General features: G+C 58.0%; 18 protein-coding genes. 14 read left to right on the top strand and 4 right to left on the bottom strand.

Annotation, left to right across the window (positions count from 1 at the left end; translation table 11 throughout):
• Positions 1-130: 130 nt before the first annotated feature.
• Positions 131-2,581 carry a sialate O-acetylesterase gene (locus P8A25_RS00200; protein WP_215442910.1) on the bottom strand — a complete coding sequence of 817 codons (2,451 nt, stop codon included), beginning with the start codon at positions 2,579-2,581 and terminating at the stop codon, positions 131-133.
• A 77-nt stretch (positions 2,582-2,658) separates the two neighbouring features.
• Positions 2,659-3,432 carry a PEP-CTERM sorting domain-containing protein gene (locus P8A25_RS00205; protein WP_102727245.1) on the bottom strand — a complete coding sequence of 258 codons (774 nt, stop codon included), beginning with the start codon at positions 3,430-3,432 and terminating at the stop codon, positions 2,659-2,661.
• Between the two features lie 457 nt (positions 3,433-3,889).
• On the opposite strand from P8A25_RS00205, the gene hisF reads away from it, so the two are divergent.
• The 4 genes from hisF (at position 3,890) to P8A25_RS00225 (ending at position 10,160) form a co-directional block, all read left to right on the top strand.
• Complete coding sequence (hisF, locus tag P8A25_RS00210) at positions 3,890-4,657, top strand: imidazole glycerol phosphate synthase subunit HisF (RefSeq protein ID WP_022396114.1); 768 nt, start codon at positions 3,890-3,892, stop codon at positions 4,655-4,657.
• Positions 4,658-4,711: 54 nt separating this feature from the next.
• Positions 4,712-6,844, top strand: coding sequence for a glycoside hydrolase domain-containing protein (locus P8A25_RS00215; protein WP_215442909.1), 2,133 nt, complete (start codon positions 4,712-4,714; stop codon positions 6,842-6,844).
• A 591-nt stretch (positions 6,845-7,435) separates the two neighbouring features.
• Positions 7,436-9,091 carry a hypothetical protein gene (locus P8A25_RS00220; protein ID WP_215442907.1) on the top strand — a complete coding sequence of 552 codons (1,656 nt, stop codon included), beginning with the start codon at positions 7,436-7,438 and terminating at the stop codon, positions 9,089-9,091.
• A 1-nt stretch (position 9,092) separates the two neighbouring features.
• Positions 9,093-10,160, top strand: a complete 1,068-nt coding sequence (locus tag P8A25_RS00225) for a hypothetical protein (protein WP_215442905.1) — start codon at positions 9,093-9,095, stop codon at positions 10,158-10,160.
• Between the two features lie 244 nt (positions 10,161-10,404).
• Here the strand turns inward: P8A25_RS00225 and P8A25_RS00230 are convergent, their stop codons facing one another.
• Entirely contained in the window at positions 10,405-10,644 is a 240-nt protein-coding gene (locus P8A25_RS00230) for a hypothetical protein (RefSeq protein ID WP_215442902.1), read from the bottom strand.
• Between the two features lie 128 nt (positions 10,645-10,772).
• Between P8A25_RS00230 and P8A25_RS00235 the strand changes: the two genes are divergently transcribed.
• Complete coding sequence (locus tag P8A25_RS00235; RefSeq protein WP_022396110.1) at positions 10,773-11,201, top strand: hypothetical protein; 429 nt, start codon at positions 10,773-10,775, stop codon at positions 11,199-11,201.
• A 119-nt stretch (positions 11,202-11,320) separates the two neighbouring features.
• Here P8A25_RS00235 and nifJ read toward each other — a convergent pair whose 3' ends face one another.
• On the bottom strand, positions 11,321-14,899 hold the full coding sequence (gene nifJ / locus P8A25_RS00240; RefSeq protein ID WP_022396109.1) for a pyruvate:ferredoxin (flavodoxin) oxidoreductase: 3,579 nt from the start codon (positions 14,897-14,899) through the stop codon (positions 11,321-11,323).
• Between the two features lie 356 nt (positions 14,900-15,255).
• Between nifJ and lysS the strand changes: the two genes are divergently transcribed.
• The 9 genes from lysS (at position 15,256) to P8A25_RS00285 (ending at position 24,797) form a co-directional block, all read left to right on the top strand.
• Positions 15,256-16,737 (top strand): lysine--tRNA ligase, encoded by a 1,482-nt coding sequence (gene lysS, locus P8A25_RS00245; protein ID WP_215442900.1) that lies wholly within the window; start codon positions 15,256-15,258, stop codon positions 16,735-16,737.
• 17 nt (positions 16,738-16,754) lie between these two features.
• On the top strand, positions 16,755-17,540 hold the full coding sequence (locus P8A25_RS00250; protein WP_102721684.1) for a PP2C family serine/threonine-protein phosphatase: 786 nt from the start codon (positions 16,755-16,757) through the stop codon (positions 17,538-17,540).
• Positions 17,541-17,809: 269 nt separating this feature from the next.
• Positions 17,810-18,466 carry a glycerol-3-phosphate 1-O-acyltransferase PlsY gene (gene plsY / locus P8A25_RS00255; RefSeq protein WP_102752951.1) on the top strand — a complete coding sequence of 219 codons (657 nt, stop codon included), beginning with the start codon at positions 17,810-17,812 and terminating at the stop codon, positions 18,464-18,466.
• A gap of 1 nt (position 18,467) precedes the next feature.
• On the top strand, positions 18,468-19,478 hold the full coding sequence (locus P8A25_RS00260; protein WP_102721682.1) for an NAD(P)H-dependent glycerol-3-phosphate dehydrogenase: 1,011 nt from the start codon (positions 18,468-18,470) through the stop codon (positions 19,476-19,478).
• Positions 19,479-19,535: 57 nt separating this feature from the next.
• Positions 19,536-19,970, top strand: a complete 435-nt coding sequence (locus P8A25_RS00265) for an exosortase system-associated protein, TIGR04073 family (protein ID WP_022396104.1) — start codon at positions 19,536-19,538, stop codon at positions 19,968-19,970.
• A gap of 146 nt (positions 19,971-20,116) precedes the next feature.
• Complete coding sequence (locus P8A25_RS00270; RefSeq protein WP_022396103.1) at positions 20,117-20,935, top strand: hypothetical protein; 819 nt, start codon at positions 20,117-20,119, stop codon at positions 20,933-20,935.
• A gap of 72 nt (positions 20,936-21,007) precedes the next feature.
• On the top strand, positions 21,008-22,069 hold the full coding sequence (locus P8A25_RS00275) for a radical SAM protein (RefSeq protein WP_215442899.1): 1,062 nt from the start codon (positions 21,008-21,010) through the stop codon (positions 22,067-22,069).
• On the top strand, positions 22,062-23,309 hold the full coding sequence (locus P8A25_RS00280) for a radical SAM protein (protein ID WP_102721679.1): 1,248 nt from the start codon (positions 22,062-22,064) through the stop codon (positions 23,307-23,309). The genes P8A25_RS00275 and P8A25_RS00280 overlap by 8 nt, the downstream gene beginning before the upstream one ends.
• Positions 23,310-23,507: 198 nt before the next feature.
• A complete protein-coding gene (locus tag P8A25_RS00285; protein ID WP_102721678.1) occupies positions 23,508-24,797 on the top strand; it encodes an O-acetylhomoserine aminocarboxypropyltransferase/cysteine synthase family protein in 1,290 nt (429 codons plus the stop codon).
• Positions 24,798-25,047: the final 250 nt, after the last annotated feature.

Here is a 25,047-nt window from a genome sequence, read left to right on the forward strand (position 1 = left end):
CGCAGAGGAAAGGCGGCTGGGGGGAGGAAGGCATAACTTCCAGTTAAATCCCCGGGCTGTTCAGGTCCGGTCACGGAGCGCCGCAAAGGCTGGCGGCGCTCCTGCTGGCTTCGGGAGCAGGGGGAAAAAGTCAGGCCCTGCGGCGCATTGCCAGCAGAGCCGCCATGCCCAGGAGCCCCAGCAGGGCACAGGACGGTTCGGGCACGGAAAGCGTCACGATTCCCGTGGAAGCGTCGTAATCCAGCACATTCCAGCCATGGGCGGCCTCTGCCAGGGAAAAATCTTCCGCGGAGGAAAGCCCTTCCAGGGTACCCCCTGAAATATCCGTAATCCTGAAGGACATGGTGCCGGAGCGAGCAAGGATGCCGCTGACGTCCAGAGTCAGGCCGTCCAGCAGGTTCAAGGCGCCTCCCGTCATGATGATGGAGGCCAGCCCTTCGCCTCCTTCCACCAGGTTCATGGATGAAAGCTCCACGGTAAAATTTCCCGCCGCCAGGCTGTCGCCCGTTCCCAGCGTCATGGAATTGCCGGCCAGGATGCGGGAGCCGTCGGACAAGGCGAGCGTTCCTTCCAGGTGCTGGTCCGCCCAGACCACCTGGTGGCCGATTTCCACACGCGCAACGGTGCCCCAGTTCAGCACCTCCCCTCCGGACAAGCGGATGGTGTTGGAAACGTCATAACGGTTCAAATCCAGCGTTCCTCCCATGTGAACGGCCGCCGTTCCCGTGCCCAGGGCGTTTCTGTCTCCGAGCCGCAAAGTGCCTCCCCGGATTTGGGTGCCTCCCGCATAGGTATTGGCATGGGCCAGAACCAGCGTATTGCCGGTGGTCTTGGACAAGGCCCCATTTCCGGAAATCCCGCCGGACAGGGTCAGGACTTTTCCGGTGGCGTTGGTGGAGCTCCCGAAGGAGGAAACGGTGCCTTCCTCCAGAATGAAACGGTTGCTCCACGTATTGGACGTCACGTGTTCCCAGCCGGCAAGGACGGTTGCCCCCTGGAGCGTGACGGAGCCCGTTCCCCAGCCGGAGCCGGCGGTCTTGGTATCCGTGCCGTTCATTGTTAATTCCACGCCGGGACCGACGGTCCAGTTTCCCGTAAAAGCGGCGGCATCCGTATTGACGTAGGCGTTGACCTCCACTCTGGCGATTCCGGAGGGATCAGCCGCAAGGGTGGAATTGCGGATGGCGACGTCTCCCGTTCCCGTGATGAACGTGAGCTGATGGTTGCCGGAAGAACTGCTCCCCCGGATGGACAGGGTGCTTCCTCCCGCAATGTTCCATTGCTGGTCGCCCTGAAGCTCCAGCACGGAAGCGATGTTCAGGTTTTTTCCGGTTGCGATGTCGATGCCGCCGCTCCCCAGGATCAAATGGCCGTCCTGCATGGAGGGAGCGGAACTGCCGTCAACGGCCACGCCCCGGATGGTGATGGTGTTCAGGTATGTATCTTCAATCCTGATGCCGTAAAGCGCGGCGTTGGTTCCGGCGGCGGAACTCACCATGTTATCCTTGGCGGAGGAGGCTGCGTCCCAGACGGCCGTGCTGTCCACGGGAAGCTTGCCGTTCATCCAGGCTTCCGTGGAAGAGAGAGCGGCGTCGTAATTTCCGCTGCGGACCGTACCCGTATCATACCCGGCCAGCCTGGCCGCCTCATAGGCATACCGCGCTCCGATGGTGATCTGGGACTTTCCGTCGTAATGGACGCCCATGCTGTCGCCGGAGGTGATTTTGGCGAGGTCCCGTGTCGGAACCCAGCCCATGTTGTCGTTTGCCCGGGCCAGGGCTTCCTGCTGGTCGCGGGTTGTTCCGGAAGAACCTTCATTGCCGTTGAATCCTCCTGTGACGTCCCCCGTTTCAGCATTTGTGACGTTGGTTGTGCCCCACTTGGCCTGTTCTCCCAGAATGGCCTGATGTGCCGCCAGAGGGCCGGTGTCCACTCCATCCCGGGCAAGGTCCCCCTGCAAGTTGTCCAGAAACGTTAAAAATGAATTGGCGGCATTACTGCTGTCAGTGACTGTATTGGACTCTCCCTGAAGGTACATTACGCCCATGATCTCCACCTTGTCGTAACCGTTGGCCAGGGCGTTTTCACAGGCCTTCCTGACGGTCTCCACTATGGCATTATAGGCGTTCGTGCCTTTGTTCCAATAGGAATTGCCTCCTCCGTCCAGAGCGGCCTTGACGATTCCCATGTCCGCATGTCCGGAGCCAGGGCCGCCCAGGGACCATCCCTTGCGCTCCATCATGGCGGCAAAGCCGTACTCCGGCCCCATGCAGTTGTAATTGCTTGACTCCGTTCCGCACACCTGGGGTACGACAGAACCCCAGGAAGAGGAAGCTGGCGGATTGCAGTCTACGGAACTGCCGGTGATCTTGTTGAAATTATTGTGCCAGAATTTGGTGCTTCCATCGGACCTGTACTGTTCCAGCAGCTCCGCGGACGCCGGAGACCCCTTGACGGCTCCCAGGGAATTGGATTGTCCTGTCAGGATGTATAATTGAAGCGTCTTGGCTTCTGCCGCGCCGATGAAAGCCGCCGTTATGGGGATGAACAGCAGACTGCGGTAAAGTGATGAAAATTTCATGGCAGTTGGATTCAAAGGGATAAAAAACAAAAGCCGCTGGCTGCATGAAACCGCCAGCGGCCCGACAAGAGGAAATTTTACTTTCTCCGGCGGCGCAGGAGCAATGCGCCCAGCCCCAGAAGGCTCAGGGAGGCAGTGGCCGGTTCCGGAACGTTGATGATGGCTGCCAGGTCATCCTGCGTTGCCGCGCCTTCCCAGAAGCTGAGGCCGGATACCGTTGGGGAACTCTGGTTCCCGTTCAAGGTTGCCCAGCAGCCGATATAGAGCTGGTCCAGATTTCCGGCTTGGGCCATGTTGGGCCAGGACACGGTCTGAGTGGTGCCATTCTGCGTAATGAACACGCTGTAGGCTCCCCCTGCCTGAACGGAGAGAGTCAGTGAAAACGGGCTGTTGAAGTCAATGGCGGTGCTGCTTAAGCCGCTTGCGGGACGTCCCGAGCTGCTGCCATTGTTGGCGATGCCTATCTTGCCGCTTTCATAGCGTCCTACAATGGAATTAAGACCGGTTCCGCCAATGGAAGCGCAGAAGAGGGAATCCGTGTTGTCCAGGCTGGCGGCGCTGGAGAAGTTAATGTTCACCGTATAGCCGGCAGCTCCGGAAAGCTGAAGGGAGGAAACGTCAAGCCCGTTTTTCTTTGAATTGGTCGCATTGGACGTCCATGTTCCGTCGTTATTCCAGAGAGCGTCGTTAAGCGTCCAGCTGAGGGACTTCGTTCCCAGGTCGGAAACAGCGGTGCCGCTGTCCGGTGAAGTCTGGTCAAACCGGGAAAATCCGGAAACCAGGGTGACGGCGGCCTGGCCGCCGGAAATGCCGAGAAGCGTGACGGCCAGAAGAGAAAGTGTTTTCTTCATTTTATTAAACTTTTGAGTAAAAAATACTGGAAGGAAGTATTTCTACCCGTTTACCGGATTAAGAATCCGGTTTTTTTATGTGAAATACAAATTTTGTATAACTTGCGGAGCAAGTATGGAAAGGATGAATTCAAAAAAGACCAGGAATACTATAATGATAGTATTTTCAATGCATTAAAATGTACAGTAAATTAATTGTTAATATTTTTTATTGTTTGCGGATTCTTAATCCGCAGACATTTATTGAACAGGAGGAGGAAAGCGTGTGTAAAATGCTTTCTATACATTTATCCATTTATTGAAATTCAAGGAATTGTCTTCAAATTTGATGGAGGTGACAAAGAAAGCCTGCAACGGGATATTTGTAGGAAAGAGACGTTTTTTCCCATCATAGGCATCCTGCGGCAAGCCGTATTTTAGGCTTCCCCTTTGCTGGCGGTGATGGCTTGATAAGGCCGTGCTGGCAAAAAGAATCATTCCATGTCTGGACGTAACGGACGGCAGAGTCGTCAAGGGGACCAATTTCGTCAACCTGAGGGATGCCGGTGACCCGGTGGAATGCGCCAGGGCATATGATGCCCAGCAGGCGGACGAGCTTGTTTTTCTGGACATCACCGCTTCTTCCGACGGCCGCGCCACCATGGTGGACGTGGTGCGCCGCACGGCGGCCTGCTGCTTCATGCCGCTGACCGTGGGAGGAGGCATCCGTTCCGTAATGGACATGCGTGAAATGCTTCTGGCGGGCGCGGACAAGGTGTCCCTGAATACGGCGGCCATCAACCGTCCGGAACTGATCAATGAAGGCGCGGCGGCCTTCGGCAGCCAGTGCATCGTCGTAGCCATTGACGCCAAGAGGCAGGCGCCCGGCAAATGGGGCGTTTCCACTCATGGCGGCCGTAAATTCGTGGGGCTGGATGCCGTGGAATGGGCCGTGGAGGCGGAACGCCGCGGTGCCGGGGAAATCCTGCTGACCAGCATGGATGCGGACGGGGCCAAAACCGGGTACGATATTGAACTGACCCGCGCCGTCAGCGAGGCGGTGCGCATTCCCGTGATCGCCAGCGGAGGAGCGGGCAGCCTGGACCACATGGTGGACGTGCTGGTGGAGGGCAAGGCGGACGCCGTGCTGGCGGCTTCCATCTTCCACTTCGGCGAATACACGGTGCCGGAAGCCAAAACCTACTTTGCCTCCAGGGGTATTCCGGTGCGTCCGTTGGCGGAATAGCGGAAACGCTCTTTTTTCTTGAGAGAAAATGGAATTCCGGTACGTAATGTACGCATGCGCCGTTTTCTTTTTCCTCTGTGTTCCGTTATTGCCTTAACGTCTTTTGTTCAGGCCCAGTCGCCGGACAGGCACCCTCTGTACGAACCCGCCCTGGTTTCCGCCGGAGCGCCGGGTGATGCGGGCAATCTGTTTGCCGGGGCCAAAGTCACCGCTTCCGGGCATTACGGCAACGACCGTCCGGAACTGGCCGTGGACGGCCAGGCGAGCAACGCCGGCAAATACTGGGGCTGTGAGGGCATTCCCGTCTGGCTTCAAATAGACATGGGGAAGCCCCGCGCGCTTTCCGCCCTGCATGTCTGGCCGTATTGGGAGGGGGGACGTATTTACAAATATAAAATAGAAGGCTCTGAAGACGGCAAAAATTGGAAAATGCTGGCGGACCAGTCTTCCAACAGCATTGCGGCCACCTCGGAAGGCGTCCCCTTCAAATTCAACCCCCGGACGGTCCGGTACGTCAAAATCACCTTCCTGGGCAACAACGCCGGCAATGACAAGGGAGGGCACCTGGTGGAAATCAAGGGCTACGGCCCTGATGCCGCCCTGAACCTGCAAGCCGCGGCGGTGAAGGATTATGACCGCATCCCTTACAGCGGCGCTCCCAGGCAGGAAATGCTTCAGGATTCCGTGCGCCTGTCCGGCTGGAGGGGCGAACGCGCCGCCGGACAGATTGCCGTCTGGTCTTCCCAGGCGCAGCCCCAGTTATCCGCTACCTGCGCCGGGGTAAAAAATGCTGCCGGACAGGTCATTCCCGTCCGGACCTCCATGATACGCTACACCAAGGGAGGCAACAGGCTCATTTCAGATATCATCGGCAGTGAAAACAGCTGTGACCTGCAGGCCGGGGGCGTGCGTCCCGTCTGGGTGGAAGTTAACATTCCCCCGTCCGCCAAACCCGGCGTGTACAAGGGAAAAATAGTGGTTTCCGCGGAAAGCGGCTCTCCCGTGAGCGTTCCCGTAGTTCTGGAGGTGGCTCCGGAATCTCTGCCTGCGCCCGCCAATTGGCAGGTTCACCTGGACCTTTGGCAGCATCCGCAGGCCGTGGCGCGCTGGCATGATGTGGAACCGTGGTCCCCGGAACATTTCGCGCTGATGAAGCCGGTGATGAAAAGGCTGGCGGATGCCGGGCAGAAGGCCATTACCTGCTCCCTGATTGATGAAGCCTGGAACGCCCAGACCTACGATTGGTTCCCCCCCATGATCGAATGGATCAAGGGCAAGAACGGAACCATGCGCTGGAACTACGCCAACTTTGACAAATGGGTTTCCTTCATGATCAACGAGGTGGGCGTCAAGGGCCAGATATCCTGCTACACCATGATTCCGTGGAACATGAAAGTCCGTTATCTGGATGAAGCTACCGGAAAATACAAGTTCCTGGACCTCAAGCCGAACGACCCTTCCTACGAAGCCATCTGGGGGCCTTTCCTGACGGATTTCCGCAAGCACGTCAAGAGCAAGGGATGGCTGGACAAGACCTGCATCGGGCTGGATGAACGGCCGGACTCCATGGTAAAGGCGGCCAAGAACGTGCTGGACAAGTATGCTCCGGAATTCAAGATCGTCTCCGCCGTCAACCGGCCTACCGCCATGACCCGGGACGTGTATGATGTCTCTCCCGTGCTCGACCATGCGGACACGGTCACGGGCGATCTCCTGGCGCAGCGCAAGAAAGAGGGGAAGAAGACGACGTTCTATGTTTGCGTCCATCCCAAAAAGCCCAACACCTTCACCATCTCCCCGCTGGCGGAGGCGGAATGGCTGCCCCTCTTTGCCGCCGCCAACCATCTGGACGGCTTTTTGAGGTGGGCCTACAACTCCTGGAACCGCAATCCGTTTGAAAAGACGGACTTCGGCAACTGGCCCGCGGGAGACTGCTACCTGGTTTATCCCGGCAACCTCAGTTCCCTGCGGTTTGAAAAACTCCGAGACGGGCTGGAAGAATTTGAAAAGGTCAATATCCTGCGCGCCCGCGCCGCGAAGAACCCGAAGGCGAAAGCCGCCGTGGCCCGCATGGATGAGGAGCTTTCCAAGCTCTTCACCGTGGAAAGAAGCCGCGGCGATTCCCATGAGGACGACGTGCGCAAGGCCCGTGAAATCATCCGTAAAACGGCGGAAGCCGCTAGATGATTTTATAGCTTCCGCGTTTTCGATTCTTTATTTTTATAAAAAGCTTGTCCTTGTCTTTCAGGTTGCTGGGAGACAACGGGCAAGCTTTATTTATTGTTCTTCCGTCTCTGGGAGCGAGCAGTTTGGGTAGTCCTTTGGACTTTCCGCCCGTAGTGGCAGCATTTATGGAATTTGCTTATTTTCAACAGGAGGGAGTAGAGGCACGTATCGTCCGTGTTTAATTCGTCAAGTAATGGTTGAATCCCAAAAAACCGATATTTACGATGGCATTCCATAAAAATACTAAATGCAATGAATAACGCAATTTCAGTAAATAACGGTGATTCCCGGCATGAAATAAAGATTGAAAACGGGAAGATGGGTTCAACGGGAGCATTAAATCAGAAACACGATCAGGGATATGCGGAAGGCGTCGGATTTAAATATGGATTCATTTCTTCCACGGAAGGAACTTCCGACCGTGCTTCCAGAATCCGGAAATGGTATGCCCTCCGCGGAACAAAAATAGAATACTGGTCCGTAGAAAGTGATCATGTTACATGTGCAGAGCTGGATTCTGACAAAACTTCCGGAGGCATCAAACAAAGGATCATGTTCTTTGAAGACAGGGATTCGTTTGACACTCCGGATTATGCCGCGGGATTTTATGTAATTTCGTGGAAGGACCGGGGCAGGCGCGGTGATGAGGGCAACAAGGTTAACAATAGTTACCATGTTAAAGTCACGCTGGGAGACCCGTCGCAGAATACCGGAGAAGTAATCGCCTCGTTGAATGTCAAGGAGGGTGAAATTATCCCGGGGGAATGGAGAGACAGATGCTTGCTGATGCGCCTCAAGCGTTCCCAGGAATTCAATACGGGAAGGGAGGACATATGGCTCTCCATGGAATGTGAGCAAGGCGGAACTTTTGGGACCCTGATTACGGAAGTGGATATTCATCCCGTCACCTTGAAGGCTTTTCCGGCTCCGCTGTTTGGAGTATCGGAAAGATTGGTCGTACCGCAGGAAGATGATCATTCCGATGCGCTGGGATATGTGGACGGCAGGAATACTGACACGATTGCATGGATTGATTATGCAGAGACAGGTTCCGGCCAGGAAAGCAGTCCTAGAATGCCCAGTTTGCATTTTGAAATAAAAGGGTTGGATGCCGGGCGTTTTTCCTGGAAAACCAGGCTGACGGTAAGCTACAGCCGCCCGGCGATCCAATATGCAGATGCCCCTGCCGGAACCCGGGATCGCAACCGGGCCGTTTTGGATAAAGATACAGTACATATCCCTTCCATTCAGGAAAATTGGAAAGAACAGCCAGTGTCCTTATGGAATATTGCGGAGGATACGGATTGGCTTGGAGAGGTGAATGAAGGCTTTTTTGGAGGAAATGCCAGTCTGGAATTTGAAATTAAATCCAAAAACGGCCACTCCTCCTATACAGGCGCGGATATCTATCGTTTCCGCATTGGAGGGCAGAATCCGGACGATCAAATGTGCACCCGGTATATTCAGTCCTACGTGCTTCAAATGTATCCGGATACTTTGGCCTCCATGGAATGGTGTCTTCCCGCCGTAGGCAAAAGCGAATCATTTGGATATGGCGGCGAGGCGGTTTATTACCCCTTCTCCTGGAGTAATGCCCCGTCATCCTTGTACAATCAATTTTTGGCCGGAGGCGGCAAGTACCGGAGGGAACCCGGGACGGAAGGAATTCCGCTTCATAGCCAGGATACCGCCGGCGCCGGCGGTTACGGCATTTTTCAAGTGACGGGAACGGCAGGGGGAGACGGCATATATACCGCCATCCCAAGGGAGCAAATATGGAACTGGCAGAAAAACATTCAGGCAGCCCTTCAAATCATCCTTGTCAAATACAATGAGGCGCACAGGTGGATGCTCCGTCAACTCCAGCAGCAGCAGGCGGAAGCGCCTGAAAGTGCTCTCCCGGTTTATCGTGCGGCCGATACCAATCCAGGCCAGGGGGTTCCGTATGATTATTCATTTGCGGAAGGAACGGCCTGTACCATCGCCCAGCTTTGCACGCTTAAGGCATATAACGGAGCTTCCAAATGTTCCCGGCAGATTAACGAACCCGGCACCAAGGTGCGCTCCCCCGGTTTTCTTTATGATCCCGGAAAAAGCGGCCACTACTGCGCCTGGATGAATACTTCTAGACAATGGTGCATTTCCAGATATAATAGCAATAATTTTGATTATGTGGACAGGGTTCTGTCCAGGGTAAATCAAATTTAGAATGAATGCTTTAATCACAGGATTATGCTTTTTATGCTGCTCTGCCGCCTTGTTAAAGGCGGCAGAGCAGCCGCCTGTTTTTTCCCTTCATTTTTCCCAGCTTCCTTCTTTTCTCCAGTGGAATATTCGCAAACAGGTTTCCGGACAGGGCGATCTTATTGAATCATGGACGGGCTGGAATCCTGCATTAAAGAATTCAGACGGCCCCAACGGCGGCCTTGTTTTTATGCAGGAAATTGATCTTGTGGGAGACCATGGAAAAGAAAGAATTTTCCTGTACCGGAACCCTGAAATAGCTGGAACTCCTCCCCCGCAGGATGAACATGTAAGGTTTATCTGCAATGCGGATAACTCTTATCTTTATACGGTTCCTTCCTTCTGCCTGCACGGGAAGAAAATCGGCAGTGTTTTTCGTGGTGAAGAAGCTTATTATTTTTGTCCTGACAGGTATGTTAACAGGTATCGCTTTACCTATGGATGGAAGCAATGGGAACTGACGGAACAGTATGGCAGGGTATTGGAATGGAGCGGCTGTGAAGAGATCAATCCCAAAGATGGAACCCGCTGGAAAAGCGGCATGGAGCAGACGGAAAGCGTTTATGTAAATACGGGCGTCATTAAGGAAACATGCTCCCTTTCCCCAGGCAGCCGCCGGGTGCCTCTTTCCCAGGAAACCGAGGGTGAAGATCCGTTTGAAACAATAGTAAAAGAAAAGACAAAATCGCCTGCATCACCTGAACAGGAAAAATTGGCAGAGGACATGCCCTCTGAAACGGTTTGGGTTGTGTCCCTCTTTGAACTTCTTACACAGGATGCTCCCCAGTGGAAATGTTTTAAGGCGGTTTCTTTAAAAGAGGCGGAAAAAGAATGGAGGAAAATTTCCGGTCCTGCCCTTGAGCAATCCCGGAAATGGAATCAGAAAGAAGCCGTGCAGGCTATGGATGCGTTTCTTAACGTGAAGAATCCCCAAGGGGTAAAAAATTGTCCCTTATTCCAATCTCCGGCTGAAACCGCATTGAAAGATGATAAAACGCCGCCGGGCAGTCCCATGGGCGGGGAAGAACCGTAAAACAGAAATGTCCTTGATCTGCGGGCTTGGCGTGTTCATTTGCTGATAGGCTTTCCCCAGCGGGGACATGGGGCCAGAATGGGTACATTCCGCGCACAGAGTTAAGAGGTACTTCCGCATGCACTTTCCACGTAAGCAGGCCATTTTCTTCCATGAAGCGCAAATGCGCGCCCGGGTTCGTGGCAGTGCAACCGGTGCAGTTTGCCTGCGGCCACCGTTATCATGAAGTAAGTGAAGAAGTATTTTACATCATCAGGGACCATGCCGCCGTGCGTACTCCGGAGGGTGAAAAGAATCTGAAGAAGGGGATGCGCTCTCTCCGGATGTCGGTACCCGCTTCATGCCCGATGTGGTGCACTTCCCGGATACGGCTTCCGGAATGGTATGTTCTTCCTCCGGCATGCACCATTTCCAGGAGTCCTGAGCAGTATTCCTGCTCCGGGAGCGTTCTTCCGGTTTTTCCCCAGGCGCGGTCTGTCTTCACGCGGGCCGCGCCTGGGGAAGGAGATGCCTGGGACCGTTTTTCTTCCCGGCGGATAGCATGCCGGGATTGGTTTATTTCTTGCGGGGAGGAAAGGCTGCACCTATGCTTGATGCATTCAGACAAGTCCCATGTACGGAAATATTGTTTTGCTTGCGTTGTTTCTGCTGTCATCCATCGTTCCGGGGGTGGAGCCGGACGCTGCTCATTGCTTTTCCGCGAAGGGGTATTTGATCATGGATTCCCTGCTGTTTGCGGGGTGCTTCTGTTTCCAGCTGGTGATGATTTTCATCCAGTGCGGGAATCCGTGGAAAGGCCGCAGATGTGAAAGACCTTCCCTGAAAAGGTTTCTGCTGTTCCGTGGCGCATGGAGCTGCGGCTACTTTCTGGCGTGGTTTCTCGCGGCTGTCACCGCGGGGCAGGCGGTGCACCTGCTGCTGTTCCGGGACTGGAAGAACGGGTGGCTGTGGACGGACGCGCTCGGATGCCTGGCGGCCTGCGCGGGTCTTGTGGCCGGACATGCCGTGGGACTGAAGCTGTGGAAGAAAAGGGTTCTGTGAACCTGCGCGGAAGGCGCCCGTATCCGGCGCGCAGAAAAGAGCTCTCTCCTGTTGAATGAATAAAAACGCCCCTGCCGGACGAACCGTGCAGGGGCGTTGAAATTCAGCGGCTGTACGCTTTATTCCGCGGACTTGTCGGCGCCCATGTTGGCAATGCTCTGGTACAGGTTCCAGCGGTGCCAGACGTCCTTCTGGGCTTCTTCAAGGAGTTTTTCAAATCCTTCCTTGTTGGTCTTCGCCAGAAGCTTGAAGCGGTTTTCGCTGAGAAGCACGTCGCGAAGGTCGCCCTTCGGTCCCTTGCCTTCCACGATCAGCGGATTCTTGCCCTGGAGGGCCAGGTCCGGATTGTAGCGGTAGAGCAGGATGCGGCCGGAATCCACCCATGCCTTCTGCTGCTGCAGGCCCTTGGCCATGTTGATGCCGTGGGAGATGCAGTGGGAGTAGGCGATGATGATGGCGGGGCCGTCATAGGCTTCCGCTTCCACAAAGGCTTTCAGCGTATGTTCGTCCTTCGCGCCGAGGGCGACGGAAGCCACGTACACGTTCCCGTAGGTCATGGCCATGAGGCCCAGGTCCTTTTTCACGCCGGGCTTGCCGGTCGTGGCGAACTTGGCCACGGCAGCGCGCGGGGTGGACTTGGAGCACTGGCCGCCGGTGTTGGAGTACACTTCCGTATCCATGACCAGCACCTTCACGTTCCTGCCGCTGGCCAGGATGTGGTCCAGGCCGCCGTAGCCGATGTCGTAGGCCCAGCCGTCGCCGCCGAGGATCCAGACGCTCTTGCGGACGAGTTTGTCCGCCATGGTCAGGAGGCGTGCGCATTCCGGCTTGCCGGTGATTCTCTTCTTGAGTTCGGCGACGTTTTCACGCTGCTGCGCGATGTCCGCCTCATCCTTCTGCGGGTTGGTCAGGATCTGGTCCACCAGTTCCTGGCCCACGATGCCGGCGGCTTCATGGAGGAGCTCAATGGCGTGTTCCATCTGCTTGTCCAGGGAGACGCGGAAGCCAAGGCCGAATTCGGCGTTGTCTTCAAACAGGGAGTTGGACCAGGCCGGTCCGCGCCCTTCGGAGTCATGGGACCACGGGGTGGTGGGCAGGTTGCCGCCGTAGATGGAGGAGCAGCCCGTAGCGTTGGCGACCACTAGGCGGTTGCCGAAGAGCTGGGAGAGCATTTTCACGTACGGGGTTTCACCGCAGCCGGCGCAGGCGCCGGAGAATTCAAACAGCGGGCGCAGCACCTGCATGGAGCGGATGTTGTCCGTCCTTACCTTGGTGCGGTCCACGTCCGGAAGGCTCATGAAGAAGTCCCAGTTGGCTTCCTCCTTGTCGTGAATCTTCAGGGTGGGCACCATGGTCAGGGCCTTGTGGGTGGGGTCCGTCTTGCTCTTGGCCGGGCAGACGTCGGAGCAGAGCGTGCAGCCCGTGCAGTCGTTCGGGGAGACCTGGATGACGAATTTTTCACCCTTCCAGTCCGGATGCTTGGCATCCAGGCATTCAAAGCCTTCCGGCGCGCCGGAGAGGGCGTCCGGAGAGAAGAACTTGCTGCGGATGGCGGCGTGCGGGCAAACGGCCGTGCACTTGCCGCACTGGATGCAGAGGGCGGGATCCCATTCCGGGAGGTCCAGGGCCAGGTTGCGCTTTTCGTACTGGGAAGTGCCGTTCGGGAACGTGCCGTCCACGGGCATCTGGCTGACGGGGATGCTGTCCCCTTCGCCGCACATCATCTTGCCGAGGACGTTCTGGACGTAGTCCGGAGCGTCAGCGGACATGACGGGCGGAATGGCATGGCCGGTGATGGTCTTGCCGGTGGTGTCCACCTGGTGGAGGTTTTCCAGCGTGGCGTCCACGGCGGCGATGTTCTTGTCCACCACTTCCTGGCCCTTCTTGGCGTAGGTCTTGGCGATGGCTTTCTTGATGTAGCCGATGGCTTCATCAGCGGGAATCACGCCGGCCAGCTTGAAGAAGCAGGTCTGCATGATCATGTTGATGCGGCCGCCCATGCCCGTTTTCCGGGCCACGGAGAAGGCGTCAATCGTGTAAAGCTTGAGGTTCTTGTCCAGAATCTGCTGCTGCATGCGGGCGGGCAGCGTGTCCCACAGCTTGTCCGCGGGGTGCGGGCTGTTCATCAGGAAGGTGGCGCCGTTGGCGGCGTTCTTCAGGAAGTCAAACAGGTTCAGCAGCGTGGGCTGGTGCAGCGCCAGGAAGTTCGCCTTGGTGATCAGGTACGTGGACTTGATCGGGCGCGGGCCGAAGCGCAGGTGGGAGATGGTGGAGGAACCGGCCTTCTTGGAGTCGTACACGAAGTAGCCCTGAACGTACAGGTCCGTGTGCTGGCCGATGATCTTGATGGCGTCCTTGTTGGCGCCCACGGTGCCGTCGGAACCGAGGCCGAAGAACATGGCGCGCGTCACGTCGTCCGCTTCCGTGGAGTAATCTTCATCATACGGAAGGCTGGTGCCCAGCACGTCGTCGTTGATGCCGATGGTGAAGTGGTTCTTGGGAGCGTCCTGTTCCAGGCTGTCATAGACGCCCTTGACCATGGCGGGAGTGAATTCCTTGGAGGAGAGGCCGTAGCGGCCGCCTACCACCTTGGGCATGCCGTTGGTGAAGGGGAGCGTGCCGGAGCCTTGGGCGTCAAAGAGGGCCTGGATGACGTCCTGGTGGAGCGGTTCGCCCTGGGAGCCGGGTTCCTTGGTGCGGTCCAGCACGGCGATCTTCCTGACCGTGGCGGGGAGCGCCTTGATCAGTTCCGCGGCGGGGAAGGGGCGGAACAGGCGCACCTTGAGCACGCCCACCTTGGCGTTTTCACGGGCGATCATGGCTTCCACCGTTTCTTCCACGGCTTCCGCGCCGGAACCCATCAGGATGATCACGCGTTCTGCGTCCGGGGCGCCGGAGTAGTCCACCAGATGGTAGGAACGGCCCGTGAGGTCCGCAAACCTGTCCATGGCCTTCTGCACGATGGCGGGGGTGGCTTCATAGAACTGGTTGACCGTTTCACGGCCCTGGAAGTAAACGTCCGGGTTCTGGGCGGTGCCGCGCAGCACGGGAGCGTCAGGCGTCAGGGCGCGTTCGCGGAAGGAGTCCGCCCATTCCTGCTTGATCATGCCGTTGAGCGTATCGTCCGTGATATCTGCAATCTTGCCGATTTCATGGGACGTGCGGAAGCCGTCAAAGAAGTTCATGAACGGAACGCGGGATTCCAGCGTGGCGGCGTGGGAAATGGCGGCAAAGTCCGCGGCTTCCTGCGTGGAGGAGCCGCACAGCATGGCCCAGCCGCAGGAGCGGGCGCTCATCACGTCGCTGTGGTCGCCGAAAATGGAGAGGCCCTGGTAGGCCAGGGAACGGGCGGCCACATGGAACACGGCCGGAGTCAGTTCCCCTGCGATCTTGAACATGTTCGGGATCATCAGCAGGAGGCCCTGGGATGCGGTGAAGGTAGTTGCCATGGCTCCGGTCTGGAGGGCGCCGTGAACGGTGCCTGCCGCGCCGCCTTCACTCTGCATTTCCACCACGGAGGGAACGGTGCCCCACAGGTTCTTCCGGTTGACAGCGGCCCAGCTTTCGGCTGATTCACCCATCGGAGAGGACGGTGTAATGGGGTAAATGGCAATGACTTCAGAAAAACGATAGGCTACGGAGGCTACGGCTTCGTTAGCGTCAATCGTGCTGTAAGTTACGGTTGTCTGATCACTCATAAGTCTGCACGGATAGTATATAATTGATAAATAAGGTGCGCCTTAACGGAGTTATTTATAACATGTCTGACGCCGAAGGTAAAAGCAATTATGCGTATGTGGGGTTTTGGCGGCTATTTTTTAATAATAAGACCAGTTTCTTTTCAATTCCTTTGAATATCGTGCCTTGCGTGGTTCTCCCGCTCCTTTTTACAGAGGCTGCGGACGGGCATCCACCCCCGCGGGTGTGTCCCCCGGCGCCCGGACTCCGGAAAGGAGGGCAAAAAGGTCCCCGGTTCCGGACAGACCGCCAAAAATGCCCCCTGCCTGACAATGCACTAGCCAAAACGGAGGCAAGCCTTTAAAATCCCCGCACTATGTCCGAACAACAGCAGGCACATCCGAATACGACGGAATCCGAACTTATTGCCGTGCGCCGCGACAAGCTCGCCAAAATCCGCGAGCTGGGGATCGATCCCTACGGCGCAAGATTTGACGTGACCACTACCCCCGCCGGATTGAAAGCCGATTTCCAGGAAGACAAACAGGTAGCCGTGGCCGGCCGCCTGCTGGCTATTCGCGACATGGGCAAATCCCAGTTTTTCGTCATCGGGGACGTACGTGGCAAAATCCAGGGGTTCCTGCACAGGAATGAAGTGGATGAACCCACCTGGAAGCTGTGGAAGCTTCTGGACCGCGGGGACTGGATCGGCATTGAAGGAACCACCTTCCTGACCCGTACCGGAGAACCCACCGTGAAGGTCTCCGGCCTGACCATTCTTTCCAAGAGCCTCCGCCCCCTGCCGGACAAATGGCATGGCCTGGCGGACAAGGAGGTCACCTACCGCAAGCGCCATCTGGACCTCATTTCCAATGAGGAAAGCGCGTCCCTGTTCGTCACGCGCTCCCTCATGATTGCGGAAATCCGCCGCTTTCTCCAGGAACGCGGCTATCTGGAAGTGGAAACCCCCATGCTTCAGGACGTGGCCGGGGGCGCCGCCGCCAAGCCGTTTGAAACGTACCATAACGCGCTGGACATGCCGCTGACGCTGCGCATTGCTCCGGAACTCTTCCTCAAGCGATTGATGGTAGGAGGCTTCACCAAGATTTTTGAACTCAACCGCAGCTTCCGCAATGAAGGCATCGACCGCCGCCACAACCCGGAATTCACGATGCTGGAAGCCTACTGCGCCTGCGGCGATTTTGAAACCATGGCGAACATGGTGGAGGAACTCATCTGCCATCTGGCGGAAAAATTCTGCGGAGGCCTCCAGATTGACCACAAGGACGCGGAAGGCAACGTGCTTTACACGATCGACCTCAGCCGCCCCTGGAAGCGCGCCGACTACCAGGACCTGATCCGCAGCGTGGCCGGGCAGGACTGGTTTGACATTTCTCCCGAGGCGCGCCGCGCCCGCTGTGAGGAGCTGGACGTGGAAATCAGCCCGGACATGAAGGATGTGGACGTTTCCCAGCAGGTTTATGAAAAGCTGGTGGAGGAAAAAACCATGAATCCCTGCTTCGTCACCCATGTGGCCAAGGACCTGGTTCCCCTCGCCAAGCTGAACAAAGAAAACCCGGACGTGGTGGACGTGTATGAACTGGTGATCAACGGGCAGGAAATCTCACCCGGCTATTCGGAACTGAACGACCCGGACGTGCAGAAGGAACGCCTGGAACACCAGGCCGCCGGGGAAACCCAGCGCGTGGACTACGACTTCATTGAAACGCTGGAATACGGCATGCCCTCCGCAGGCGGCATCGGCATCGGCATTGACCGCGTCATCATGATGCTGACGGGCGCCTCTTCCATCCGCGACGTCCTGCTCTTCCCGCAACTGAAACGGAAGGACAGTTAATTCAGCCCACCAGCCGCATGGCCCCCCCCACCCCGGATACCCTGGACTGCGCTTCCGCCCAATGGATCGGCAAACGCCGTGAGCAGGAAGACGTGGTTAAAAGCCTTCCCGCCGCCGGCGGGATGCTGGGCATCGTGTGCGACGGCATGGGGGGCCATCTCCGCGGAGACTGCGCCTCCTGCGTGGTGGCGCAGGAATTTGCCGCAGTATTTGCGGAAAGCGGCGTGGAGGATATTCCGGAGCGTCTGACGGAAGCGCTGCATGCCGCCAACCGGGCGCTGGCCGCCATCCAGAAGGAGCCGGAGGAATCCGGAACCACGCTGCTGGCCGTCTTCATCCGCGGCCATTCCCTGTGGTGGATCAGCGTGGGGGATTCCCCCCTGTACTTATGGAGCGGAGCGGACAGCTTCCGCATGGACCGCCTGAATGAAGACCACTCCATGAGGCCCATTGCGGATTGCCTCTACCGGAAGGGGGAAATGTCCCTCCAGGGCGCTCTGCGCCAGCGCTGCGTTCTGCGGTCCGCCGTCATGGGGGGGCCCATGGAACTGGTGGACATCAGCGCGATGCCCCTGCTTCTGCATCCGGGGGATGCGGTGCTGGCCTGCTCGGACGGCTTGCAGGTCTGGAGCGAACTGCTGAGGGAGCCTTCTTTCCTGGCTCTCCAAAAGGCCAGGGACTGTTCCAGCCGGGAGCTGGTGGGAACCATCATGGAGCAGGTGAAGGACATGCTGGAACCGCAGCAGGACAATGCCTCCGTCTGGGCCGCCGTGATGCGGAAACCCTGCACGGACGGTAAATAAACCCGTTCCGGCAAAGGAAAAATAAGACCGGGGGCATGTTCCCCACGAGCACGGGGCGAGCCTGTGCCGTTTTTACTGCGTCGCTTTTTAAAAGAGGGCCTTTCCTCCGGACGGGGGCGGTGCAGGAAGCCTTCTGGAAATCCGGTGCCGGGGAAGGCCGTTGAACGTTCCGCTGTTCCGCGGGAGCAGGCCGCCGGAAAGAAGCGTCCCGGAGACGATTTCCCCATTGTCATTTGACGGGCGGGGGGGTAGAATACTCTCCGCACGACATGATTGCCTGGATAGTTCTCTATATTGCAGCCTCCTACCTGGTTGGAGCGGTTCCGTTCGGCTACCTTGCCGGCAGGATCAGGGGCCTTGACCTGAGGCGGGAGGGTTCCTGCAACATAGGCGCTACCAATGCATGGCGCGTGCTGGGCTGGAAGTGGGGCCTCTCCGTTTTTGCGCTGGATTTTTTAAAGGGGTTCGTGCCCGTGTTCGGCGCCCTGAACTGGCTGCCGTTCCTGACGGGGGATGCAGGCGGCTGGGACTTCAACGCCGTAGTCGTCCTCGTCTGTTTCGCCGTGGTGCTCGGCCATACCTATACCTGTTTCCTTGGGTTCAGGGGCGGAAAGGGCGTGGCGACGACTGCGGGCGTCTTGTTTGCCCTCAATCCGGTGGTGGCCTGCGTGGCCCTGGGTGCGTGGCTGGTATTCATGGGAATCTCCGGCATCGTGTCGCTGGCCAGCCTGGTGGCTGCCGTGGCGATGATCGCCGCCGGATGGTGGTTCTACCCGCTTTGCCAGGGCGGGACCGTTTCTCCCCAGATACTTTACATTGCCTTTTTCACGGTGGTGGGGGCTCTGGTCATTCTCAAGCACCGTTCCAACATCGTGAGGCTCCTCAATGGAACGGAACACTCCTTCTACTCCAAAAAGTCCAAGTAAGATGATGAATCGGTTACATAAAATAGCAGTCATCGGCGCCGGTTCCTGGGGTACGGCCCTCTCCATGGTTCTGGCGACCCGGGAATGTGAAGTCGTCCTGTGGACGCCGGAAGAAGCGCAGGCCCGGCAGCTTGCTGAAACCAGGCGCAGCCCGGTCCTGTCGGAAACCGCCGCGCCCCTGGCCCCCAACATCCATCCCACTTGCGACCTGGACCAGGTGAAGGACGCGGAGCTCATCGTGGTGGTGGTGCCTTCCGTAGCCATGCGTTCCGTAGCGCAGCGGCTGCGCGGCCTGCCGGTGAGGCCGGACGCCGTCATCGTCTCCTGCACCAAGGGCATTGAACAGGGCTCCCATAAAAGAATGACGGAAATCCTTCAGGAATATCTGCCCTCCAATCCCATAGGCGTGCTCTCCGGCCCCAACCATGCGGAAGACATCTGCCTGGGCCTCCCGTCCGCCTCCCTGATCGGGTTTGAGGATCCGAAATATGCGGACTGGGTGCAGCAGATATTCGCCTCCAAGACCTTCCGCGTTTATTCCGCTACGGACATCATCGGCATGCAGCTGGGGGGAACCATCAAGAACGTCTTTGCCATCGGGGCCGGACTTTGCGAGGGGCTGAACCTGGGAGATAACGCCCAGGCCGCCCTGCTGACCCGCGGCCTGGCGGAAATGACGCGCATCGGCGTAGCCAGCGGAGGCCGCAGGGAAACCTTCATGGGCCTTTCCGGCGTGGGCGATCTCATCGTCACCTGCTATTCCCGCCACTCCCGCAACCAGACGGTGGGGCGGAGGCTGGCGGAAGGAAAAAGCCTCCAGGAAATTCTGGACGCCCTGGGCATGGTGGCGGAAGGGGTGCCCAACACGCTCTCCGTCTATGAAATTGCGCGGAAGCTGGGAGTGAGGACGCCGCTGATTGACGCCGTCTATTCCGTTCTTTATGAATCCAAGCCGCCCATGGAAGCGCTTGTGGAACTCATGACGCGGGACCCCCGTCCGGAATTAGATTGATTTTTTGTTTTTTTGAGTTGCTTTCCCTCGACAAATTATACTATATAAACAATCAGTATGAAACGTGCCATCATCTCAGCTCTTTTTGCCGCCGGCGCCATCGGTGTCGCCAGTGCGGACATTCAGGCTCCACCCGCTTCCGAATACACCCCCACCCGCAAGCTGGGCCGCGCCATCGCCAACATCATTTACTCCGTTGAAGAAATTCCCCTGGGAATCATCAACTGGACGAGCCGCGAAGGTGACTATGCCGGTTTTTCCGTGGGCATTGTTGATGGCACCACCACCATGCTTGAACGCATGGGCTACGGCATCTATGAACTTGTCACGTTCTGGGCTCCCACCTACAAGTGCACGTACAAGCCCCCCTATCAGGGACGTTGCGGCATGAGCGGCCTTAAGGAATACAATCCCAACGGCGGCCTGAGCGAATTCCCTGCGGAACTCAGCTTCCAGAGCTACTACAAGTACTCCCGCCAGCAGCGCGACTAAGTCACTGTTAAAAATTTCAAAAGGGCTGTCTGTAATGAAGCAGACAGCCCTTTTTATATGGTGCGGTTGAGTGGTCTTGACAATAGCCGCCATTGACGGGAAAAGGGGGAAAACGTATTCTTCCGTACCGGAAAGGCTTTCCCATCATGAATAAAACAGTTGCTTTCATCGGCCTGGGCGCTGCCGTCTGCATGACGGCCCCCGCATTTGCCCAGGACACCCATCTTTCCCTGACCAAGGAGAGCGTTGCCAGCATGCATGAAATCACGGCGGCGCTGGACAAGGTGACGGACGAGCCCGGAGCGGCGGACGCCGTGAAAACGGTCAAAAAGGTGCGTGAAAAGCTGGTGGACCTCGGAAAAAGGCAGCTTGAACTTCCCGGCGCCACGCCGCAGGAGCAGGCGCAGATTTCCGCCCAGATGACGGAAGTGCAGAAAATTTCCGGTGAATTGGTGAAATCCCTTGCGCGCTTGAAAAAGGAAGGTCTGCTCACGCCCGATTTGCAGAAGGCCCTGATGGATTTGCAGTCCGTGCAGACGGAACTGGCGCAGGCTTCCCAGGACAAGGCCGCGCAGGCGGAGCCGTTCCCGAAGGATGCGGAGGGCAACACGCATGAAACCCTGCTGGCAAAAACCGTGGATGAAGTCAAAAACCTGGATGAATCCCTGTCCAGGGTGAAGGATGAGGAAACCAGCAAGGCCGCTGTGGACCAGATAGGGCATTACCGGGCCGCCCTGCTGGACATCGCCAAGAAACAGGCCGCCCTGCCGCCCCTCACCCGCAACCAGCAGGCCAAGCTGACGGGAGTGCAGCAGCAGCTTGTGGAAATGATGCAGCCCATCGTCAAGCATGTGACGGCCATCATGCTCTCTCCGGATGCCTCCAGGAATTTGAAGGAGGCCCTCAATTCCCTTTCCGAACTGCCCAAGGAAGTTCAGAAAATCCGTGAAGAGGCGGCCAAGTGAACTTTTTGGGGGAATGCCCCTCTTTTGGACTGGTCAAAAATTATAATTGTTCTAAAGTGGCTGTCCTGAGGAATGCGACCGATTTTTAGTGAAACAGATCTCAATGAACGCCCCTTCCTGGTTTTCTGGGAAGTGACGCGCGCCTGCGCGCTGGCGTGCAAGCATTGCCGCGCCGTAGCCCAGCCGCGGCCCCATCCTGATGAACTGACCCATGAGGAAGCCCTGCGCCTGATTGACCAATTGGCGGAGCTGCGCCCTCCCATGCTGGTGCTGACGGGCGGGGACCCCGTCATGAGGCCGGACATTCTGGAATTGATCCGCGCGGCGGCCGGCAAGGGGCTGCATGTGGCATTGAGCCCCGCCGCTACCGCCCGGCTGCTGCATGCGGACTTCCACGCCTTGAAGGAGGCGGGGGTTCAAAGCATGTCCCTGAGCCTGGACGGGGCGCATGAGGCCACCCATGACGCCTTCCGCGGCGTTCCCCACACGTATGAACGGACCCTGCGCGCGGCGGAAATGGCGAAGGAAGCGGGCATGCACCTGCAAATCAACACCACCATCACCAAGAGCACCCTGGGTGAGTTTGACGATTTTGTGGAGCTGATGAAGAAGATGCAGCCGGGCATGTGGAGCGTGTTCCTGCTGGTGCCTACGGGCCGCGCCGCCATGGATGAAATGCCCACGGCGGAAGAAGTGGAGGCCGTTTGGGAAAAACTCAGCAAGGTAAGCCGTGAAGTCCCCTTCGGCGTCAAGACCACGGAAGGGCACCATTACCGCCGCGTGGCTTTTCAGGAAGCCCGCGCGCAGGGGAGCAAGCCCGCGCGCCGCGCCGTTCCCACCCGGGACGGCAAGGGCATCATGTTCATCTCCCATACCGGGGAAATCCAGCCTTCCGGATTCCTGCCCATTACGGCGGGAAACGTGCGGACGGATGATCCGGGGGAAATCTACCGCACGCACCCCCTTTTCCTCAAACTCCGGGATGACAATGCACTGGAAGGCAAATGCGGACGGTGCGAGTACCGCACCGTCTGCGGCGGCTCCCGTTCCCGCGCCTATGCCGTTTACGGAGACATGATGGCGGAAGACAACCTCTGCCCCTACCAGCCCAGGCTTTCACAACACCATGATTAACATTACCAGACTTTGGACAGGGGCGGAACAGCCCGCGGACCATTTGAGATACGGACAGGGCCACGGGCACGGCCGCTCCGCGGGAGGCGCCGTGGAATCCTGCGCTCCGGCTTCGTCCCGCGTCCGCAAGCCCATTGTGGTCTGGAACATCACGCGCACCTGCAACCTCAAGTGCGTGCATTGCTATGCGGACGCCTCCGCCCGGAAATTTGAAGGGGAGCTGGATTGGGACCAGTGCTGCGCGGTCATTGACGATCTGGCGGACTACAAGGTGAACGCCCTGCTGTTCTCCGGCGGGGAGCCGCTGGTGCACCCGCGCTTCATGGAGCTGCTGGAACGGGCCACTGGAAAAGGGCTGAAAGTGACCATTTCCACGAACGGCACCCGCATCACGCCGGAGGCCGCCGCGCGGTTCAAGGAACTGGGCGTGGCGTACGTGGGCATTTCCCTGGACGGCATCGGCGCCGTTCATGACAAGTTCCGCGGAGTGGAAGGCTCCTTTGAACAGGCGGTGCGCGGGTTCAAGCTCTGCAGTGAAGTGGGGCAGAAGACGGGCCTGCGCCTGACGCTGACCCGCAACAACGTGCAGTGCATGGACCAGATTCTGGACTTCATTGACGCCAATGACATCCAGCGCGTCTGCTTCTACCATCTGGTGCCCACGGGCCGCGGCGTGGAAGTGCAGACGTTGACGCAGGAGGAAGCGCGGAACGCCATGGATACGCTGATTGCCCGCGTGGAGGAATGGAAGGCGGAAGGCAAAAACCGTGAAGTGCTGACCGTCACCCAGCCAGCGGACGGCATTTACCTGCTGCTACGCCAGCTCCGGGAAGGCTCCCCGCTGGCGAAGGAAACCCTGAACCTTCTTCAATGGAACGGCGGCGGGGCGAACAGCTCCGGCCGCGGCATCGCCAACATTGACACGCAGGGCGTGGTGCACCCGGACCAATTCTGGCAATCCGTCACGCTGGGCAATGTGAAGAACAACCTGTTTTCCGATCTGTGGGACGCCAAGGCGGGGGCCGCGGCGGAGATGCTGCCTGAGTTGCGCGGGTCCGACAATCCCCTGGAACGGCAGAAAAAAATTGAAGGCCGCTGCGGCCGCTGCGTGCACTTTGCCCTGTGCGGCGGCGGCTTCCGCACGCGCGCCGCGTTTGCCAACGGGCACTGGTACGGGTCCGATCCCGGCTGCTACCTGACGGAAGAGGAAATTTCCACCCCTCTGCCGGAAATCAGGTAAAATCCGCAGGCTGTTCCCTTCTCCGGAAGAAGCTCCAAATACGGTGGCATATTTCTCAGGCCGTCTTTGGGAACAAGAGCCTCCCGGCACTTGAACGCGGCTGATTGTAACCGCGAAGGCGGGGAGGCAGGGAGCGGCTGGAAATGCCTCCTTTCCCTGCTTTACAAGGGAGGCGGCATGGCATAGCATCCCTGCATCATGAGTCAGGAATTGAGACCGGAAACCCTGTGCGTGCAGGCGGGTTGGACCCCCAGAAAGGGTGAACCCCGCGTATTGCCCATTTACCAGAGCACCACGTTCAAGTATGAAACCAGCGAACAAATGGCCAAACTGTTCGATCTGGAGGAAGCCGGATTCTTCTATACGCGCCTCCAGAACCCCACCAATGAGGCGGTTGCCAGAAAAATCGCCGAACTGGAAGGCGGCGTGGCCGCCATTCTGACCTCTTCCGGGCAGGCGGCCTCCTTCTTTGCCGTCTTCAACATCTGCGAGGCGGGGGACCACATCGTCAGCACCGCGTCCATTTACGGAGGCACGTACAACCTTTTTGCCGTCACGTTCCGGAAAATGGGCATTGAGGTCACCTTTGTGGACCAGGACGCCCCGGCGGAGGAAATCGCCAAAGCCTTCCGTCCCAATACGAAGGCCCTCTTTGCGGAAACCATCTCCAACCCCACGCTTTGCGTGCTGGACATCCGCAAAATGGCGGACATCGCCCATGCGCACGGCGTCCCCCTGATCGTGGACAACACCTTCGCCACCCCCATCAACTGCCGCCCCTTTGAATGGGGGGCGGATATCGTCACCCACTCCACCACCAAGTACATGGACGGCCATGCCGCGGCGGTGGGCGGCGTGATCGTGGACAGCGGCAACTTTGACTGGGAAGCCCACAGGGACAAATTCCCGGGCCTGACGGAGCCGGACCCTTCCTATCACGGGCTTTCTTACAGCAAGAGCTTCGGCAAGGGCGCCTACATCACCAAGGCGACCGTCCAGCTCATGCGCGACCTGGGTTCCATTCAATCCCCGCAGAATGCCTTCCTGCTCAACCTGGGCCTGGAAACCCTCCACCTGCGCGTGCCGCGGCACTGTGAAAACGCGCAAAAGGTGGCGGAATTCCTGCAAGGGCAGGAGGATGTGGCCTGGATCAACTATCCGGGCCTGCCGTCCAACAAATACCATGACCTGGCGCAGAAGCAATTCCGCAACGGGCAATCCTGCGGCGTAGTGACCTTCGGCATCAAGGGCGGCCGTGAACGCGCCATCAAGTTCATGGACAGCCTGAAACTGGCCGCCATCGTTACCCATGTGGCGGATTCCCGCACCTGCGTCCTCCATCCCGCCAGCCATACGCACCGCCAGTTGACGGATGAGCAGCTCATGGAGGCGGGTGTCCGGCCAGACCTCATCCGGTTCTCCGTGGGAACGGAAGCCGCGGAAGACATCATTGCGGACCTCAAGCAGGCTCTAGAAGCCATCCGTTAAACCGGTCTTTCCTTTCTCGTGCGAACAGCCGTTCCGCGCATGTCCGCGGAGCGGCTGTTCTGCGTGGGTGACGGGTGAAAAAGCCGGGATGGCCCGGCGTATTGAACGTTTCCGGAAAAGAGCGCCGGCAGACGGGAGGGCGAGGCATATGCTCCCGCTGGGGAAAGACCGTTTCCGGGAGCAGGGGCCTCCCGGCTCCTGTAAAAACCTGCGGAAACTCCGCAGAAAAATAACTTCATTTCATGTTCTC

The organism is Akkermansia sp. BCRC 18949 (assembly GCF_045011645.1).
Lineage (GTDB): Bacteria > Verrucomicrobiota > Verrucomicrobiia > Verrucomicrobiales > Akkermansiaceae > Akkermansia > Akkermansia massiliensis.

Excerpts from the sequence above, each read along its gene's own strand:
- P8A25_RS00200 (WP_215442910.1), bottom strand. The coding sequence starts at position 2,581 with ATGAAATTTTCATCACTTTACCGCAGTCTGCTGTTCATCCCCATAACG.
- P8A25_RS00205 (WP_102727245.1), bottom strand. The coding sequence starts at position 3,432 with ATGAAGAAAACACTTTCTCTTCTGGCCGTCACGCTTCTCGGCATTTCC.
- P8A25_RS00215 (WP_215442909.1), top strand. The coding sequence starts at position 4,712 with ATGCGCCGTTTTCTTTTTCCTCTGTGTTCCGTTATTGCCTTAACGTCT.
- P8A25_RS00220 (WP_215442907.1), top strand. The coding sequence starts at position 7,436 with ATGTTCTTTGAAGACAGGGATTCGTTTGACACTCCGGATTATGCCGCG.
- P8A25_RS00225 (WP_215442905.1), top strand. The coding sequence starts at position 9,093 with ATGAATGCTTTAATCACAGGATTATGCTTTTTATGCTGCTCTGCCGCC.
- P8A25_RS00235 (WP_022396110.1), top strand. The coding sequence starts at position 10,773 with ATGTACGGAAATATTGTTTTGCTTGCGTTGTTTCTGCTGTCATCCATC.
- nifJ (WP_022396109.1), bottom strand. The coding sequence starts at position 14,899 with ATGAGTGATCAGACAACCGTAACTTACAGCACGATTGACGCTAACGAA.
- lysS (WP_215442900.1), top strand. The coding sequence starts at position 15,256 with ATGTCCGAACAACAGCAGGCACATCCGAATACGACGGAATCCGAACTT.
- P8A25_RS00250 (WP_102721684.1), top strand. The coding sequence starts at position 16,755 with ATGGCCCCCCCCACCCCGGATACCCTGGACTGCGCTTCCGCCCAATGG.
- plsY (WP_102752951.1), top strand. The coding sequence starts at position 17,810 with ATGATTGCCTGGATAGTTCTCTATATTGCAGCCTCCTACCTGGTTGGA.
- P8A25_RS00260 (WP_102721682.1), top strand. The coding sequence starts at position 18,468 with ATGATGAATCGGTTACATAAAATAGCAGTCATCGGCGCCGGTTCCTGG.
- P8A25_RS00265 (WP_022396104.1), top strand. The coding sequence starts at position 19,536 with ATGAAACGTGCCATCATCTCAGCTCTTTTTGCCGCCGGCGCCATCGGT.
- P8A25_RS00270 (WP_022396103.1), top strand. The coding sequence starts at position 20,117 with ATGAATAAAACAGTTGCTTTCATCGGCCTGGGCGCTGCCGTCTGCATG.
- P8A25_RS00275 (WP_215442899.1), top strand. The coding sequence starts at position 21,008 with ATGCGACCGATTTTTAGTGAAACAGATCTCAATGAACGCCCCTTCCTG.
- P8A25_RS00280 (WP_102721679.1), top strand. The coding sequence starts at position 22,062 with ATGATTAACATTACCAGACTTTGGACAGGGGCGGAACAGCCCGCGGAC.
- P8A25_RS00285 (WP_102721678.1), top strand. The coding sequence starts at position 23,508 with ATGAGTCAGGAATTGAGACCGGAAACCCTGTGCGTGCAGGCGGGTTGG.